This is a genomic window from Mesotoga sp. Brook.08.105.5.1, assembly GCF_002752635.1.
Taxonomy (GTDB): Bacteria; Thermotogota; Thermotogae; order Petrotogales; family Kosmotogaceae; genus Mesotoga.
Map to the genome: position 1 here is coordinate 32818 of NZ_AYTW01000018.1, position 17620 is coordinate 50437.

Annotated in this window: 13 protein-coding genes; 12 read left to right on the top strand and 1 reads right to left on the bottom strand. The window is 47.1% G+C overall.

Features of this window, described 5'->3' with window-relative positions; all coding sequences use genetic code 11:
* Positions 1 to 1460 precede the first annotated feature (1460 nt).
* The 12 genes from V512_RS08305 (at position 1461) to V512_RS08360 (ending at position 16169) form a co-directional block, all read left to right on the top strand.
* Positions 1461 to 2282, top strand: coding sequence for a hypothetical protein (locus tag V512_RS08305; RefSeq protein ID WP_099830025.1), 822 nt, complete (start codon positions 1461 to 1463; stop codon positions 2280 to 2282).
* A gap of 80 nt (positions 2283 to 2362) precedes the next feature.
* A complete protein-coding gene (locus V512_RS08310) occupies positions 2363 to 3502 on the top strand; it encodes an ROK family transcriptional regulator (protein ID WP_165775365.1) in 1140 nt (379 codons plus the stop codon).
* Positions 3503 to 3514: 12 nt separating this feature from the next.
* Positions 3515 to 4759 (top strand): ABC transporter substrate-binding protein, encoded by a 1245-nt coding sequence (locus tag V512_RS08315; protein WP_099830027.1) that lies wholly within the window; start codon positions 3515 to 3517, stop codon positions 4757 to 4759.
* A gap of 45 nt (positions 4760 to 4804) precedes the next feature.
* Positions 4805 to 6055, top strand: coding sequence for a sugar ABC transporter permease (locus V512_RS08320; RefSeq protein ID WP_099830028.1), 1251 nt, complete (start codon positions 4805 to 4807; stop codon positions 6053 to 6055).
* 2 nt (positions 6056 to 6057) lie between these two features.
* On the top strand, positions 6058 to 6894 hold the full coding sequence (locus V512_RS08325) for a carbohydrate ABC transporter permease (RefSeq protein ID WP_207759748.1): 837 nt from the start codon (positions 6058 to 6060) through the stop codon (positions 6892 to 6894).
* 13 nt (positions 6895 to 6907) lie between these two features.
* Positions 6908 to 8008: an alkaline phosphatase gene (locus V512_RS08330; RefSeq protein WP_099830029.1), complete on the top strand. Its 1101-nt coding sequence runs from the start codon at positions 6908 to 6910 to the stop codon at positions 8006 to 8008.
* A gap of 41 nt (positions 8009 to 8049) precedes the next feature.
* Positions 8050 to 8763: an endonuclease/exonuclease/phosphatase family protein gene (locus tag V512_RS08335; RefSeq protein WP_165775366.1), complete on the top strand. Its 714-nt coding sequence runs from the start codon at positions 8050 to 8052 to the stop codon at positions 8761 to 8763.
* Positions 8760 to 9869 (top strand): nucleotide pyrophosphatase/phosphodiesterase family protein, encoded by a 1110-nt coding sequence (locus V512_RS08340; protein ID WP_099830031.1) that lies wholly within the window; start codon positions 8760 to 8762, stop codon positions 9867 to 9869. The genes V512_RS08335 and V512_RS08340 overlap by 4 nt, the downstream gene beginning before the upstream one ends.
* Before the next feature lie 10 nt (positions 9870 to 9879).
* Positions 9880 to 10644 (top strand): PHP domain-containing protein, encoded by a 765-nt coding sequence (locus V512_RS08345; RefSeq protein WP_099830032.1) that lies wholly within the window; start codon positions 9880 to 9882, stop codon positions 10642 to 10644.
* A gap of 21 nt (positions 10645 to 10665) precedes the next feature.
* A complete protein-coding gene (locus V512_RS08350; protein ID WP_099830033.1) occupies positions 10666 to 11676 on the top strand; it encodes a Gfo/Idh/MocA family oxidoreductase in 1011 nt (336 codons plus the stop codon).
* The gene (locus V512_RS08355; protein ID WP_099830034.1) at positions 11677 to 12654 is read left to right on the top strand and encodes a Gfo/Idh/MocA family oxidoreductase; all 978 of its coding nucleotides are present in this window, start codon (positions 11677 to 11679) and stop codon (positions 12652 to 12654) included.
* 41 nt (positions 12655 to 12695) lie between these two features.
* Entirely contained in the window at positions 12696 to 16169 is a 3474-nt protein-coding gene (locus V512_RS08360; RefSeq protein ID WP_099830035.1) for a metallophosphoesterase, read from the top strand.
* 1216 nt (positions 16170 to 17385) lie between these two features.
* Here the strand turns inward: V512_RS08360 and V512_RS14605 are convergent.
* Positions 17386 to 17550, bottom strand: coding sequence for a hypothetical protein (locus V512_RS14605; RefSeq protein WP_165775367.1), 165 nt, complete (start codon positions 17548 to 17550; stop codon positions 17386 to 17388).
* Between the last annotated feature and the right edge of the window lie 70 nt (positions 17551 to 17620).

Consider the following 17620-nt stretch of genomic DNA (forward strand, 5'->3'; position numbering starts at 1 on the left):
CGCCTGAAAAATAGAGACTCCATTTTTTGGGAACAAGAGCAGTTCCTCGTTCCGACGCCTCGCGTCCAGGTTCTTGGTCATCAGTTCCAAGTTACAAGTTGCAAGTCGCAGGAACGGTTATCCGTTATCGGTTCACCGTTCTCCGAGCAGAGCTTCAAGACCTATCAAGCTCTTTGGATGATGATCTTAGGTCCTCCCTTGAGGGAGGAGGGCCACGAGGTGGCGGAGGGTGTCTGTTTCAAAGAAGAGCTTGGAGAGCACGAGATGAGGAGAGAGGACAAGAAATAGTCTAGAGGGTTCTCGTCTTCTTGTTGGCTCATCGAACGTCTCGACAGTGCTCTTTCTCGATTGATCTTATCGGAGGACGGCGGACCGTTGACAGACAACGTTGTTTTGAACAGCGCTCAGCGGTTCACCGTTTTTAATCGTATAGCGGATCTTCAGGGCGAGATCCCGTGCAGGTGCATCACGGGATGATCCTAACAAATCCATTTCAGGGTACGCTATACGGGATGACATGAGGGGGAAGAATTTCGGGCGAAACGAATTTGGTGCTTCTTTTCTTGCTCTTACAACAACCAAGAACCTCTCTTACTAGGAGCTTTACGGCGATGAAAGTTTTTTCTGACTTTCAGTCATTTTGGCGTGTACCGGCCAGAACCTCGATCTTTGAAACAATTGCAAGAGACAAGTTGCGAGTTGAATAAGAAACGGTTATCCGTTATCGGTTCGCCGTTCTCCGACAAGAATGAAAAGAGCGGTAAAGGCGTGACTAGGGTCTTGGCTTTTCACAGCGTACAAAGGGTTTTCTGCTCTTAAGCGTCCAGCGGAATTTCTGGCGCAGCGAGCGTCTCTACTGGCTCTTTCTCGATGCTTCTTATTGGTCTCGCAAAGCCGAAACTGGTCTGTGCGAACAGACAGGCTTCAAAATCGCCTCCTGCCGAAGGCAGCCTTGCGTCCGTCGATGTTCTTTCGGCGCCTTGCGTCCCGCCGAAGGCGGCATTGCGTCTAATTTCAGCAGTGACTGACTTTTCACTCGCCTTCTCCGTGAGCGTAGCGAACGTCTCGAAAGTGATCTTTCTCGATTGATCTTTTCAATGAACGGATCCATGCTCTTGGATGGCTTACGGCGGACGTTTCCTCAAAGCGTTCAGCGGCTCTTTACATCCTGTATCGAGTAAAACACGCGCAATTCTGTAGTAATCATGACTATTAAGTTTCAGTATGCAACAAAATATAGCTGCTACTTGATTGCACAATAATCGGTTATTCATGGATATTTGGGCTTCTAGTTTATTCTCGATGGCTGATTCCCTCACGATGGATTTGGTTTTTCTCTTCTTCTCATATAAAGTTAGTTGTGTGCTAGTCTCGCTATGAAACAAAATACTTCTCTTTGCTTATTTGATGAAGCCTACAGTTTTCGACTGAATAGTGCGCGATTCAAGGAGGTGCTTCCAATGGCAAGAACTATGTTAGTTTTGGTGGCTGTCTTATTGGTCTTCTCGTCGGCTTTCGCTTTGATCGAAGCGGAGCTTCTATCTGTGAACACTTCTGGTGTGGACAGAATGCCGTGGGTCTTCGAAAACACGATTTATTTCGCTACCCAGGGCTACAACATCTACCAGGCAACCTGGAATGACGGAAACTGCGGTGAGCCTGAACCGGTGAAGGGAGCTATAAACTCTTCTCAGAACGAGATCAGTCCATGCGTAATTAGAAACAACGATGGCGAACTCGTGATGTACTTCGGTCGATATACTGGTTCAGACAGGGATTACGATTTCTTCAGGTCGGTTTTCGATAAAGAAATGGGCGAATGGGGAGAACCCGAGGTTGTCCTGGAACTGAGCACAGAGACTCAAGACTGGAAGATATGGGTAAATAGCGATGAAACAAAGGCCTACGTCACCACAAAGGGTGCCTTTGGTGGACTAGAACCAACAGGCGTGAGAGACATCTGGGTTTCCGAGAAGGAAAACGGCAAATGGTCTACCCCGACAAGAGTAAATGAAGTCAGTTCAAGTGGCAATGAATGGTCTGTATTCGTCGACCCTGAAGGAAAGATCTGGTTTGATTCATCAAGAGACGATTCCATAGGGGGCTACGACATCTATTTCTACGATCCCTCTACGGGTGAAATTGGTCATCCCGAGATGATGATCAATTCTTTCTACGATGAAAGAAGTTTGTGGACAGATGGCACAATAATAGTGTTCTCGACTGTTGACAGACCCAATGGTATGGGCAGCTACGATCTTTTCATTGCCAAACTAGAATAGAACCTGTCTCTTTTTGCCGAGCCTGTTCATTGTCTTTGATGGTGAGCAGGCTTTGATTCCGATTTCGAGAGGTGATGGCTTTGCATAGTTTGTCCAAGGCGGAAAAGGATGTCTTTTATGAACTCTGGAGGAATGAAGGCGGATTGTCAAGAAAATCCATAGCCAAAGCAACGAATTTGAGCAAAGCTACTATTTCGCGACTCACTCAGCAACTCATTGAAAAGGGCTTTGTTCTGGATAGCCCTCCGGTGCCGTCCACACACAAGGGAAGACCGTATTCGGTGCTGAATGTGAATAACGGAGAGTTGCTTGTCGGCGGAGTTCACATACATTCCAAAACGATGAACATAGTCTTGGGCGATTTGTCAGGCAGAGTTAAGCACGCAAGATCTCTGGATCATTCAAGATATGATGTTCTGGACAAACTGTACGAAATACCTAAGATTATTCGGAACAGCTTCGATGAGAGTATCTCTGCGGTTCTCGTTTTCAGCATCGTGACTCCGGGGATCGTGGATGAATCGACAGGCAATGTCGTGAAGAGCTTCTACACGCAGAGTGAAACGGTAAATCTTAAGAAGCTAAGCGATGAGTGGAAAACAACACTTGAGATAGAGAATGACGCTAACGCCCTGCTGGTTTCAGAAATGCTTCTGGGCTCTATTCCCTTAAGAGACGCATTATATATAGACAGGGAGTTCGGAGCTTCTCTCGTGCTTAACGGAAGGATTTTCAGAGGTCCACATGGCGGAGCAGGAGAATTCGGCCATCTTCAGGTAGACCCTTCCGGTCCCGAATGCTGGTGCGGCAAAAAGGGCTGTGTTGCTGCCTTTTTCGATCCCAAAAACCTTCACGACAGATTCTCCGGGTTGGTGCCGAACGGAAGTCTGAAAATGGACGATCGTTCCTTCTTGCGGTTTCTCAATGAACTATATTCGGAGAACAGCAACGAAGAATACGTGAGAGCCTTTCAACAACTACTTGACAAACTTGCAGCAGCTATCGCAAATGTTGTCGACTTGCTCGGGCTTGAAACGATAGTGCTCAACAGCCGCAATCCTTTCTTCTCCGACAAAGCGGTTGATTATCTTAGAAAGAAAGTGTTCGATATGTCGCTGGGCCACACCGAGCTCGAAATGATGATTCTTAAGGTTACAGAACAGAAGCTTTTGAGAACACCCCTCGCTGTTTCAGTAGGGAGAATACTGGGAGTCTTTTAGGAGGTGCGTTTTATGAGAAAGAGAGTTATGATACTTTTTGTTGCCTCGTTGCTCTTGATTACTTCTGCAATGGCAAAAACAACTATCGTCCACTGGATGCACCATTCACCGAGCAGAGCGATGATTATCATGGAAATGGCTTCAGAGTTCATGAAGGAAAACCCCGATGTAGAAATCAAGGTTCAGACAATACCATATTCAGAGTATAAGACTAAGCTACTTGCTGCTCTGGCAGCGGGAAGTGGGCCAGATGTCGCACAGATTCCAGCCACGGCGATGGAGGAGTTCTTCGGTTATGGATTGATTCAACCAATAAATGCAAGTGTCGCCACGGCGGAAGAGATGAGAGAGAAGTGCATAGAAGCGGCTATTGACAAGCTGATTATCGATGGTCAGCTGTACGGCTTTCCGACAGATGTTCAGACAATTGTTCTCTTCTACAATCCATATCTCTTCGAACAGGCGGGTCTTGACCCCTATAGCCCTCCTCAAAACTGGACCGAACTCCTTGAGTACGCAAAACAGCTGACGATTTGGGAAGGAAACAAGATGGTTCAATCAGGGCTGGGAATTGAAGGCTACGAACCGGTTATTGAGAGTTTCATGAGGCAGGCAGGCGCAACATTCTGGGCAAGCGATGAAGAAAAGAAAGTCGCATACGAAGATGCTCAGCTTGAAGGCCTGAAATTCTTGACTGATGCAGTGCTGAAACATGAAGTATATGTACCGGAATTTGGTTCGAGGTGGACGGGATTCAGACAGATAAAAGAAGCTATGGTGTTCGGACATGGAGCAATGGTCGGTTCTTTCCAGGTCGGCGGGCATCCCGATCTCGAATTCAGAACCGCACTCCCTCCGGCGCACCCCGAGACAGGAAGCAGAAGCTCGGTTTTGACAAGCTGGGCTCTTGTTCTCATGAGCGATTGCAGAACTCCGGAGATCGCTTCGAAGTGGCTTGCTTTTATAAGCTCGCCCGAAGCCCAGAAACTGTGGTTCAAAGATACAGGAGAACTCCCTTCTTATTATAGCGTGATCAATGATCCCGAGTTTGCAGATGATCCTTTGTTGAGCCCGATTCTGGATTCACTGAATTATGCTGTGCCAACGTTCTCTGCCGGTTGGGGAAATCCGGCGGCTCTTCTTAGGGAAACGGCGTACAACAGCATAATCAACAAAGGGGCCGATCCTGAGGAAGCGCTCAAGAAGGCGATAAACGAAATCAACCAGTATCTCGAAGAGACCTTTGGAATATTCTGATCCTAAACCGGGGTCTAGCGGCAAGCCTGATTCGGAGGTCTTTCAATGGTAGAGCTATCAGATAATTCACTGAGTAAAATTTTAATAGCTGCAGGGTTGTTACTAATAATTCTCTCTTTCTTCCTGCCCTACGCATCGGGAGAAGTTGTGTATAGGGTTGCTGACTTCTCTTTTTGGGGTGCGTTTAACCTCCTGCCCGTCTATATTGTCCTGGTCTGCCTTTTTGCACTGTTCCTTGCGATAGGGAAGATCTCATTTCTTCTTGGAACAGCTGTCTCTTTGCTGGTGCTGAACATCACGATCATCTTCATGAGAACTGAATGGCAGGAGGTTCTAAGATCAAAGTTCTTCCTCGATTTCCTGGGCATTGCCGGTTACGGATGGTGGATCTCTTTGATCGGCAGCGTTGTGGTTCTCGTTGCCGTCGTAAGACTGATTCCGGATAAGAAGAGGGCTCCGTATCTCTTCATTCTGCCGTCCCTGTTTGGAGTCTGCTTTCTTACTTTCTTCCCGGCAATGTTCGCTTTCTTTATCTCGTTTCACAGGTGGAATATCCTCGTGCCGAACAAACCATTCGTGGGGCTTGCGAACTTCAGGAAGGCCTTTACAGACGAGTATTTTCTGAGATCGCTCTGGATAAGCTTTAAGTATGCTCTTGGCGTTATACCCGTGAAAATCGTAATTTCCTTTTTCTTTGCTCTCCTCATATACTCTATCCCGAAGTTCAAGAGCGTATTCAGAGTGATATACTTTCTTCCGGCCGTGACATCGGTTGTTGCGATAAGCGTTATCTGGACATGGATATATCATCCGTATTACGGAGTAGCGAATTATCTCATAGGACTCTTCGGGGCGGAGCCGATAAACTGGCTGGGCAATCCCGAAATAGCCATCTGGTCAGTTGTGTTTGTTTCAGTCTGGAGGTCCGTTGGATACAGCATAATAATCTTCCTGGCCGGGCTGAACAACATACCTAGTATCATTCTGGAAGCCTCGGATATCGACGGAGCAACGCGTTGGCAGAAGGTCAAGAACATCATAATCCCGCTCATGAAGCCCTCTCTTGTTTTTGTGTTCATAACTTCGACGATCGGCGCGATTCAGGTTTTCACGGAGATATACATGATGACGGGAGGAAATGCAGATACGAAAACGGCTGTCTTCTACATCTGGCAGACGGGATTCAATAAGCTACAGATGGGCTATGCTAGTTCAATGTCAATCGTTCTGTTTGCAATAATACTGGTGATTACTCTTGTTCAGATGAGGGTCACAAAGATTTTCAAGGAGGAGTGACCTTGAGATCGAAGAGGAAGAGCAACATAATTGTATATTCTATTTCATATACTCTCTTGATAGCATTTTCAATAATAATGATTATGCCCTTTGTATGGATGATCTTGTCTACATTCAAAGATCAAAGTGAGCTTATGAGATTCCCCCCTAAGTTCCTGCCTGACAGATTCACCCTAAAGAATTACGCCGAAGTATTCAGTTCCGTTCCTTTTTTGAGGTATTACTTGAACAGCATTCTAATAACTACCGTTGCGGTCACTCTCACATTGCTCACATCCAGCCTCGCCGGCTTTGCCTTTGCAAAATACAGGTTCAGAGGAAGAAACTCGATTTTCAAGACTCTGCTCGGCGCGATGATGATTCCTTTTCCTGTTACCATAATCCCGCTGTATATCATGATCTACAATCTGGGGCTCGTAGACACCTACTTGGCTCTGATTATAACGGGTTCAGTAAGCATCTTCGGCGTATTTCTCATGAGGCAATTCATTGTCACTATTCCCGACGACTTGATAGATGCGGCCAGGATAGACGGATGCTCCGAGTTTCAGATCTTTAGAATCATCGTGATTCCAAACATAAGAGCACCACTGTCTGCGCTGGCGATCTTCTCTTTTATGGCGACCTGGAACGCTTTCCTGTGGCCTCTTCTGGTTGTTAACAACGATGAACACAGGACTGTTCAACTCGGAGTACAGTATTTCACCCAGCGTTACGGGGATTTGATGCACCTTCAGATCACGGCCGCCGCAATGGCCGTTATACCGATAGTGGTGCTGTATCTCAAATTGCAGAAGCAATTCATCGAGGGTATTACGATGACCGGTTTGAAGGGCTAGTAGGGGTGGTAATATGAAAAAGCTCTCGACTCTCTTTATGCTTTTAGTATTCTTTTCTTCTGTTTTTCTCTCGCTGGAAAGCAGTAGACCTGAGAATATCGTCATCCTGATTTGTGACGGGATGGGTTTTAACCATCTATACATATCGGAACTGGTAACTGGAGAAGTCATGGGAAGCCACAGTCCCGTAGTCGGTATCGGCAGAAATGAGGCTCTAGATAATCTTGTAACCGACTCGGCTGCCGCCGCAACCGCGTTTTTTTCCGGTGTGAAGACACTGACGGGGTATCTTGGCATGAATGCATTAGGAGAAGAAGTGAAGACGCTGGCGGATATCCTGAAAGACAAGGGTTGGTGGCTCGGCCTGGTTACAAACACACGTTACTACGACGCCACTCCGGCAGCCCTTTACGCTCATGCGCAAAGGAAGGAAACGGATGTAATTACAGACTTTCTAATGGAAAGTCCCCTCGATTTGTTCTTTGCCGGTGGTCTTGAAGAGCTGGGAATCAATCCCTTTACTCAGAAACCGACGCCAAGAAGCAGAATACACGAACTCATAGACAGCGGCTACAGGGTTCTTGGACTGAATTTCGAGGAGATTGGATCTCCGGATTCCGAAATGCTGAAGGGAACCGTTGCCCTTGTAACCATGGGAGACAAAAGCTTTGAGAATGAATTGATTCCCGGTGAGCCCACTCTCTTGGAAATGGTCGAAAGGGCTTTAGCTGTATTCATGCAGGAAGAGAGAAACAAGCTACTCGTCATTGAGGCCGGCAGAATTGACGATGCTTCTCATGTCAACGATTCAGAGGCCGTGCTGGCCGAACTGGCTGCCTTCAGGGACGTACTCTCTTATTTGCTTTCACAGCTCTCTTTGGAAAGCGATCTATTGATCGTGCTTTCAGACCACGAGACCGGAGGAGTCGCGGTGCCTTATGGCAAACCCGATGGTGACTTTTCCTTGAGCTGGTCGAGTAACGACCACACTGCTGCCTATGTGCCTATAATTGCCTACGGCAAAGGATCGCATGTCTTCACGGGATTTTACCATTTGAAGGAGATTCCTCGAAAGATCTGCGGACTATTGGATGTGATTATATGCGCAGAATAGTTTTTTGCTTTATGTTTTCAATATTCCTTGGAGGGACTCTGATGGGAACATCTCTGACTGTCATGACCTACAACATAAGGCACGGATTGGGAATAGACGGTGTCCTGGATTTTTCCAGAGTTGTCGAGACCATAAGGGAAGTAGATCCAGATATTCTTATTCTCAATGAAGTCGATCAGGAAAATCCGAGGAGCGCAGGACTGAGACAGGCAGAGATTATTGCCAAGGAACTCAACATGAGCTACTTCTTCAGTCTGGCGGAGGGCAGGAGCAACTACGGCAACGCTGTTCTCAGTAAATTCCCGATAACGGCCGAATTTGGTTTTGTGCTCCCGAGACCAGAATGGATGCTTGCCGTGGATAGAGGTTGTTCCGCAATCGTCACAGAGATCGAGGGCCGGGAAGTCCTGGTGATGGGCACGCATCTCGGTCTCGGCGGGATCATGGAAATCCAGACGGAACTCAGAAAGATTCTCGAGGTGTATCTTGAGCACGAAGAGATTCCGGCGATTATTGCCGGCGATCTCAACGCCGAGTGGTATGATCTGCAGTACGGTGTCCCCGAGTTTTTTAACCACTTCAATTCGGTGAATCATGCGCTTGACAAGAGTCTTCATACGATACCGGCAGATAGACCGGGCCGGCAGATTGATTATATCTTCGTGAATCACTATTTCGAGATCGTCGATGCGTTCACTGTAGCTTCATACGCTTCGGATCATCTGCCCGTCGTTTCGAGGCTGGTCCTGAAATGAAGAATATCCCTCTCCTCTTCGTTACTATCGATTCGCTTGGTCCGGAGGTGTTGAAGAAGGCCAGGACTCCTTTCCTGGATAGTGTTGCCAAGACTGGTTCCGTGGTGAGGAATATGAGATCGTGTTTTCCTACACTTACCACACCCATGATGAGCACCATATTGACGGGTGTATATCCCGAAAAACACGGCATATACTCCAACACTATCCTGAACAGAGAAGAGATGAGAGTGGAGGGTAGACTCAGAGATCTCAAAAGAGCGCCAATAACCGACTGTTTATACGAAAACAACTACACCATCCTCTCGATACAGCATTTCATGCTTCAGGGAAGAAAGGGAGTGAAGCATGTCCAGGTTGACGGAAACAGAAGCAATGCAATACGGAAGGCGCTAACAAAGGAGAGTAAAGAAAAGAAGTATGACGCTATCTTCTGCCTCTATCAGTCTCTGGATAGTGCGGGGCATAGATACGGACCTCTTCACCACAAGACGATAAGAGAATTGGAAGAGATAGATGGCGAGTTGAAGCTTTTAGCCGACTTTCTTGAAGAGACATTTGGAGAATTCGTTATAGTCATTAGTTCCGATCACTCCATGTCATTGGCCGAAAATCCTACGGATCTTGATCTAGGTGAAGTTATTGCCAGGATCGGTCTCGAAGCCGAACTTGGTAAGGAAGGAAAGAGGGTTTCTAAAGAGACTGACATTCTTATGCTCAAATACCCAACCGTAAACATCTACACTCTGACGGAAAAAGCAATGAATAGGACAGCTCTGCTCGTGGATGCTCTGAGGAAAATCAGCGTAACAGATAGAGTCTATACAAAAGAAGAAATGAAGAAGTTGCACAACCCCGAGTATGCTGACATCGCCTTCTGTTTGAAAAGAGGATATTCAAACTCATTGAAGTCGAGAAGGCCCGGGTCTTTTTTCGGATATCACGGAACTTTCCACGAGGAGCCCTCCGTGTTCATGTTTAGAGATATTCACAAGACAAAGAACTGTGTAGAGAGAGGTACTCTAGTCGACATTACGCCAACAACCCTCGATTTACTTAACATAAAATCATCTGTCGATTTCGATGGAATTTCACTGAAGAAATGAGGTTTGAAAATTGAATCTGACAAAACTTGATTATCATCTGCACACAAGCTATTCAGACGGAGAGATGACTTTTTCCCGGCTTCTTGAAGCTTTGGAAGGCAATGTAAGTGTATGTGGCGTGACTGATCACTTTGAGTTAAACCATCCATCCAGCATAGAATTCACAAAAGACTATCTTGAGGCCTTCGGAGCATTCAAAGAAAGCGCCAGGAGGCTCGGCATCTCCGCTCATCTCGGCGTGGAAACCGGGCTCGGGAAGAGCGGCATACTACTCCCTTTTATGATGGGCGAAATAGAGTACATCATTGCGAGTCTTCACAGAGTTCCGCTAGAGGGAACAAACAGTGAAGATTACTGGCAAGCTTACAAAGGTATCATTGCCGAAAATGCACGAAGAGGAGGCTTTCAGATTCTTGGGCACGTCGAGGGCTATCTCCCGCTTCTACCTCTTCTTGATCACGATCCGGGATTCGACAAGAAGAGGGAGATTGAACGGCAGATCATTCACAAGTACTTCACGTTTGACTGGTACTCGCGATTGGCAAAGGATCTCGAGGCAAACGATATTGCACTCGAAATACATGAGCCATCAAAAACGCCGCGATTAGAAGTTCTGGATATTATGAAACGATCGGGAGTTGCTTTCTCCTACGGAACAGATTCCCACATACCTGAGCAGGTTTCCAAGAGGAGCTATCTGAAAAGAGTCATCCAGGAACTCGATCTGAAGGAAAGTGATTTTCTCGATATCGAGACGATTAACTTGAAAATATAGAGTATTTCGGGAGGAACTTGTATGACAAACGTTGGGATTATCGGTTGTGGAATGATGGGAAAGGTTCATTCCATTGCGTACAGCAGCCTGCAAGACGTCAATGTGAAAGCAGTAGCGAGTCTCTCAAGGGAACAGACTCTGGAATGTGCAAGACTCACCTCTTCAAAAGCATCCACTGTGGAGGAGATACTCACCGATGACGAAATAGAGGTAGTCAGTATCTGTACACCTACGGATACACACAGGGATCTTGTGGTGGAAGCAGCAAGAAACAGGAAGCATGTTTTCTGCGAAAAACCAATAGCTCGTACTCTCAAAGACGCTCTAGAAATGGTTGAGGTTTGCAAGCAAAACAGCGTTCTGCTGGGTGTGAATCATGTAGTGAGATTCTTTGACTCTTACTCTAGGGCAAAGAGCCTTATGGAAGACGGAGCGATAGGCACGGTGGTCATGGCAAGGATGTATCGCGGTGGTGTCTTTCCAAAGCACGGCTGGAACAATTGGTTCGACGAACTCGCTAGAAGCGGCGGAGTTCTTCTTGATCTTTCCATTCACGACTTCGACTTCTTGAGAACGGTCCTGGGAAAAGTAGAGTCCATAACCGCAAGAAGCGTGAAAAACACTCCTTCTCATCCAGGCAGAAACAGAGACCATGCCATAGCTGTCGTCAAATTCGCAAACGGTTCGCTGGCACATGTCGAGGGCAGCTGGGCAGAGCCGGAAAACGCTCCTTCGAAATTCACAACTTCTTTCGAATTCGTGGGTAGAGATGGAATGATAACCTACGACAGCGATGAGGATTTCACTATTAGGGTGCAGACTGCGTCTAAGGATCTCCCGTCTTTCTCAAAGAGCACCCCCACAGCCAATGATCCTTATGGATTACACATACAGAAGTTCATAGAAGCGGTGAAAGAAGAAAGAAAGGTTCCCGTTGATGGTAATGAGGCTATTGAGGCGTTGAAGATCTCGCTGGCCGCCAACCGATCTGCAGAAAGCGGGAGACCTGTGAAGCTCCTGGAGGTGGTGTAGGTGTTCAGGATTGGGGTTCTTGGAATAGCCCACACGCACGGATACAGCTATATAAGGCAGATTCAGTCTCTCTCAGAAACAAGCATTACGGGTGTATTTGATCAAGATTCTTCTAGAAGCGCAAAGACCTCGAATCTCTTCGGCATAGAACGCTTTGACGATCCTCTGAAGCTAATTGAAAACTCGGATGGGGTCGTAGTTACTTCCGAAAACTCATTCCATAAGCAATATGCGGAGCTTGCAATGATTAATGGCAAACACGTGCTGTGTGAAAAACCCATTGCCACAACTGAAGAAGACGCGAGATCGATGCTGCAGACGGCGAGAGAAAACAACGTCGTCCTTCAGATGGCCTTCCCCGTTAGATACGCTCCGTCGATTCAGCAGGCAAAGAAGGAAATAGAAACCGGCAGGCTCGGCAGAATCCTCTCGGTCTCGGCTACAAATCATGGAAGAATGCCCGGAGGATGGTTCGTGGATGAGAAGCTTTCCGGCGGAGGGGCGGTTATGGATCATACCGTTCACGTTGTGGATATTATCCGCTGGCTACTAGATGTTGAGATTGAAGAGGTATCGGCCGAATACGCCAGACTCATCTACGACATCCCAGTTGAAGACTGTGGCCTCCTCCTGCTAGGTCTTTCTAACGATTCCTTCATGAGTCTCGACTGCAGCTGGTCAAGACCTGAAGCCTATCCTTACTGGGGAGATGTCACTCTCAATCTTGTCGGTACAGACGGTTCGCTCAAGATAAGCGCCTTTGATGCGAAGCTGAGAGTCTTCTCAAACAAGAGAGGAGTCTTCTGGGAGAATTTCGGAGACAGTTTCGACAGAGCGCTGGTTAAGGAATTCGTTGATTCTGTAGTCGAGAAAAGAGAGCCTTTGACCTCAGGAGAAGATGGGCTTGAAGCTCTAAGAGTGGCTCTAGCAGCATATGAAAGCGGAAGAACACATGAACCTATTCAAGTTAATCATTAGCAGCACCCCATTATGAAAGACGACTAAAGGTGGTGAAAACTTTGAAAGGTAAACGAACATTGCTCGTTTTGGCAATCGCACTCATGAGCATCATGACTTTTGGTCAGATAAAAGTGCAGATGTTGCCATTTTGCTCGAGTGGAATAGAGAGGATGCCGTGGCTTCACGACGACATTCTTTACTTCGCCGGGACAAACTACGATATCTACTACACAACGCTTGAAAACGGAGAATGGGCTGAACCACAGTGGCTTCCGGGCGATATCAATACATCGGAGTACGAGATTAACCCCTGTGTGATAGAAAATGACGGAGTGTTGGTTATGTATTTTGGTAGATACTCGGCCGATACTGACTATGATTTCTACAGATCGGTATTTGATGAAGAAAAGGGTGGCTGGGAAGAAGGAACTCTAGTTGCTGAACTCAGCACGGATAAGAAGGAATGGGATATATGGGTGAACTCAGACGAGACTATCGCATATTTCACGTCGGGAGGCACCTTCAACGGAAAGGAGCCTATCGGAGGAAGAGATATTTGGAGATCTGAATCAATCGACGGGAAATGGTCATCGCCAGAGAATCTCAGCTTTCTTAACACCGGCGGCGATGAATGGTCGGTATTCCTTGCTCCTGACGGTTCTATATGGTTTGATTCGGCAAGGGATGACTCAATCGGAGGCTACGATATTTATCGCTGGGACCCTTACACCAGGAGTATAGAGCATCCTAGAGAGCAAATGAATACATTTCTCGACGAAAGAAGTCTGTGGACCGATGGACAGATACTGTATTTTTCGGGATTGAACAGACCTGATGGTGCGGGCAGCTACGACATCTTCACATTATTATCTCCTCAAGAAAGGCAAGTGAAAAAAGAAGCTATTGCCGAAAGCACAGACCCGATAACCGTTACTATCAATGATATTCGACAGAGATCCGAAGGTAGGTACTTGTTTCTAGACAACATCGTTGAGGTTGAAGGGATAGCAATGGTTAGTTCAGGCCTCTGGCACGACTCGGCTAATTACTTCGCTCTGACGGACAAGAGCGCCGGTATCCTCATCTATGCTCAAGGTTTCAAGGAGCCGCTCGTAGAAAAAGGTGATCTTGTACGAGTAAAGGGAACACTCACCACGGTCGGCTATACAACAGATGTAAACAGCCTTGTCATAAGACCAGCCTCTCCTGATGATATTGAGATAATCAGAAAAGGAGAGACATTGCCGGATCCTGCGATCATATTTACAGATTCTGCAAAGAGCCAGCTTAGAAATCTCGAAGGTTCGTTGGTGATGATTTTCGGGAAGATAAGCGCCTACGACAATGAAACAATCACCAGGGGATTCTGGTTGACTGGACCGTCAGACCGTGATTTCGACAGCGTATCTTCTGGAATGAGAGTGAAGTTCTATGACTATGCCGGCATAGACATATCTGCTCTTGGCGATGGAAGCTTCGTTGCAGTACAGGGAGTCCTGATCCAGGATAATGAAGGGGAGTTCTATGTCAGACCCACCATTGACGAAGATATTCGTGAACAGACAGAAAACAGGATCTTGTTCTTAACTACAATTACAAGAAAGGACCTACTCACTCCGACAGAGGAAGAACCTGAAACCACAAAGAAAGAAGAGACGAGAGATCTCGTACTTCCTGAGAACGTGGAAGCCATAACTCAGCTGTCATCGTCCGATAATGATTTCTTTTCTTCTAACATTGCTGGGGCGTCAAATGGAAAACAGGTTTTTGCTAGCCTATACAAGGAAAAGGGAACAAGAACCAAAAACTATCCGCCTGCAATCTATGAACTCGTTCAGGGAAACGTGTCAAGCAAGATACCCTTCCCGGGGGAAGCCGAATTCCCTTACCTCAAGGACAATGTGCTGCTCTTTGCAGGAAGAATCTTGCCTGATGATCAAAACGCTGACTGGAAGATATATTCATATGACGCAGCAACCAAAGAAATCAGGACTCTGACATCGGAGTCATATGACCAGATTGAACCCGTAATCTCTCCCAAGAAGGACTTCTTGCTTTACTCGGAAAGAAGAGATGGCAAATGGTTTGTTGTGAAACAGGATTTGTCGTCCAGTGAGAGGACGACTGTCGCTGAGAATGCGAGGTCACCTACATTATCCCCTACAGGTAACGATCTTGCCTTCCAGCACTGGAACGGAAAAGACTGGGACATAGTGGCTTTCAATATGAGAACCGGTAAGACAACTGGAATTCTCAGCAGTTCATTCAACGAATTCTCTCCGGTATGGTCACCCCATGGTACAAAGCTTTCATTTGTTGCCGATTACAGAGGAGAAGTCGAAGTCTTCATCATGGATCTCTTCGACTATACGATTACTGCAGCAACGAAGGACATTTTCTTGACCACGAATCCATTCTGGCTCGATGAAAGTACACTGGGTTTCACAATGAAGACAAATCTCGGATGGAATATCGTTAAGACAAGCACCTCGCTGAAGGAAAAGCCTTCATCTGAGAGCATTTCTGCTGAAGAGAAATTCATCGTTTCTCCGCGATTCGCTTTCCCATATCTCAGTGATAATCGCATTCTTGAGGTAATAACAAAGGAAGGTTATTCACAGCAAAGAGCAAGACTAATGGGCAGAACGGGAAACGCATATGAATTATCGCAGATCGCTGAACACACGTACGTAATTCCAGATCGAATTACTGAAGGTCTTTATTCCCTCGAGGTTCTTGCAGCGAGTTCCGGGGTAGTTTACAGGCAGCTGGAAGAAAATGCTGTCAGAGTAGGGTCTCTTGATGAATCCTTTACCATCGTCCATCTTACCGATCCACATCTCGACCTGCTAAGCAAGCCGGAGAATATGCTCCTGTTCGAGAGACTGCTGAACGAGATCAGGGCAGAGAGCCCCGATCTCATGCTGATAACAGGCGATCTTTCCAGTTCCGCCCTTGCTTACACAACTGACTGGGAATTCATAAAGGAGAAGACCATTGAATATTGTGATTTTCCCGTGTTTATTGTTCCGGGTAATCACGATACACAAAGATCAGGCAGGATAAATGGGATGGAATTGTGGGAAGAGTTATTTGGGCCTTGTTACTACAGCTTCGAGTGGGGTTCATGGCACTTCTTGGGCCTAAATACGGCCGATTCAGAGTATGGATTTGTGAGCGGAGTAGTGTCTGAAGAACAAATGGAATGGATAACAGAAGAATTGAAGAGAATAGGAAGCGAGAAAATCATACTCTTTGGCCATCACAACTTCTACGATGACAGATGGATCTTTTTTGAGGAGACTGAACAGAGACGAGAGCTGCTTGATCTCTTCACTAGGAGCAACGTAGCATTGGCTCTTTTTGGTCATAGACATAGCGATGCGATCGATTATTCACTTAACACTCTTTCACTCACCACGAAGAGGGCAGTGGAAACTGACGGCAAACTGGCATACAGAAGAATAGTTGTAGAAGAAGGACTAATCATCGAACTTGTAGAAGTCGAGCCGAAGGGCTCGTCGATTTTCTAGCAGCTGCAAGTACTACAAGATGCAACTGAAAAGAATGAACGGTTATCCGTAATCGCTTAGCCATTCTCCAACGGAGCGAAAGCGAACCTAGAAAGCGAGAAGACGCTTTGAGTTTGAGATGAAGCTTCGCTTCGAGAAAGACCATATTCGAGACTACGAAGAACAAGGAGAGAAAGCAGATCCCTTGCAATTGCACTGAACAGGAGACCCCAAACAGGAGTATTTTGGGGCAGGCTTTCAGGGCGGGCTCTACGGGATGACCAAAGCGAGCGGATTTAGGAGCAGCTTTACGGGGATGAAAGCCATTTCTCACTTTCAGTAGCTGGCGTGTACCTGGCCAGGATCTCGATCTTTGAAACAGTTGCAAGTGACAAGTTGCGAGTTGAATAAGAAACGGTTATCCGTTATCGGTTCACCGTTCTCCGAGCAGAGCTTCAAGACCTATCAAGCTCTTTGGATGATGATCTTAGGTCCTCCTTGAGGGAGAAGGGCCACGAAGTGGCGGAGGTGTCTGTTTCAAAGAAGAGCATGGAGAGCACAAGAGGAGGAGAGAGTACGAGAAACAGGAGAGAGTTCTTGTCTTCTCGTGAGCGCAGTGAACGTCTCGACAGTGCTCTTTCCTTAAGAAAAAGGTTCTCGGGTTTGCTTTCAAAGTCGGCTCTAAACAGCGTCCAGCGGGGCCTTGATCTTAAGCGCATAGCGGCTCTTCACAGCGTTCAGCGGGGCCTTGATCTTAAGCGCATAGCGGCTCTTCACAGCGTTCAGCGGGTTCACCGCTTTTAAGCGTTCAGCGGTCTCGGTCTTCTCGGAGGACGGCAGACCGTTGACGTACAACGTTGTCTTCGTCAGCGCTCAGCGGGTCCTCATTCTTAAGCGTCCAACGGCTATTTTGCCCGCGAAGCGGAACTGGCCTTTGCGAAGCAAAGACTGGCCAGGCGAAGCCTGACTGGCCACCGAAGGTGACTGGCTTGCGTAAGCAGACTGGCTTTTCTCTCGCTTTCTTGTGAGCGCAGCGAATGTCTCGACAATGCTCTTTCTCGATTGATCTTATCGGAGGACGGGTCCTTGCTCTTGGACGGCTGACGGAGGACTTCTCATCAAATCGTTCAGCGGATCTATGACTCGAGATCCCAATCAGTTGCCCTGAACAGGATCACGTCAGAGCAGGCTCTACGGGATGACAGCCGTTTTTTATGTGATTCTGACATAATAACGGTCAGGATCTCGGTTCTCTCGTGAGCGCAGCGACCGTCTCTACCAGCTCTTTCTCGATGCTTCTTATTGGTCTCGCAAAGCCGAAACTGGTCTGTGCGAACAGACAGGCTTCAAAATCGCCTCCTGCCGAAGGCAGCCTTGCGTCCCCGGATGCTTCTCCGGGCATTGCGACCTGGCGAAGCCAGCCTTGCGTCCGCCGATGTTCTTTCGGCGCCTTGCGTCTAATTCCAGCAGTG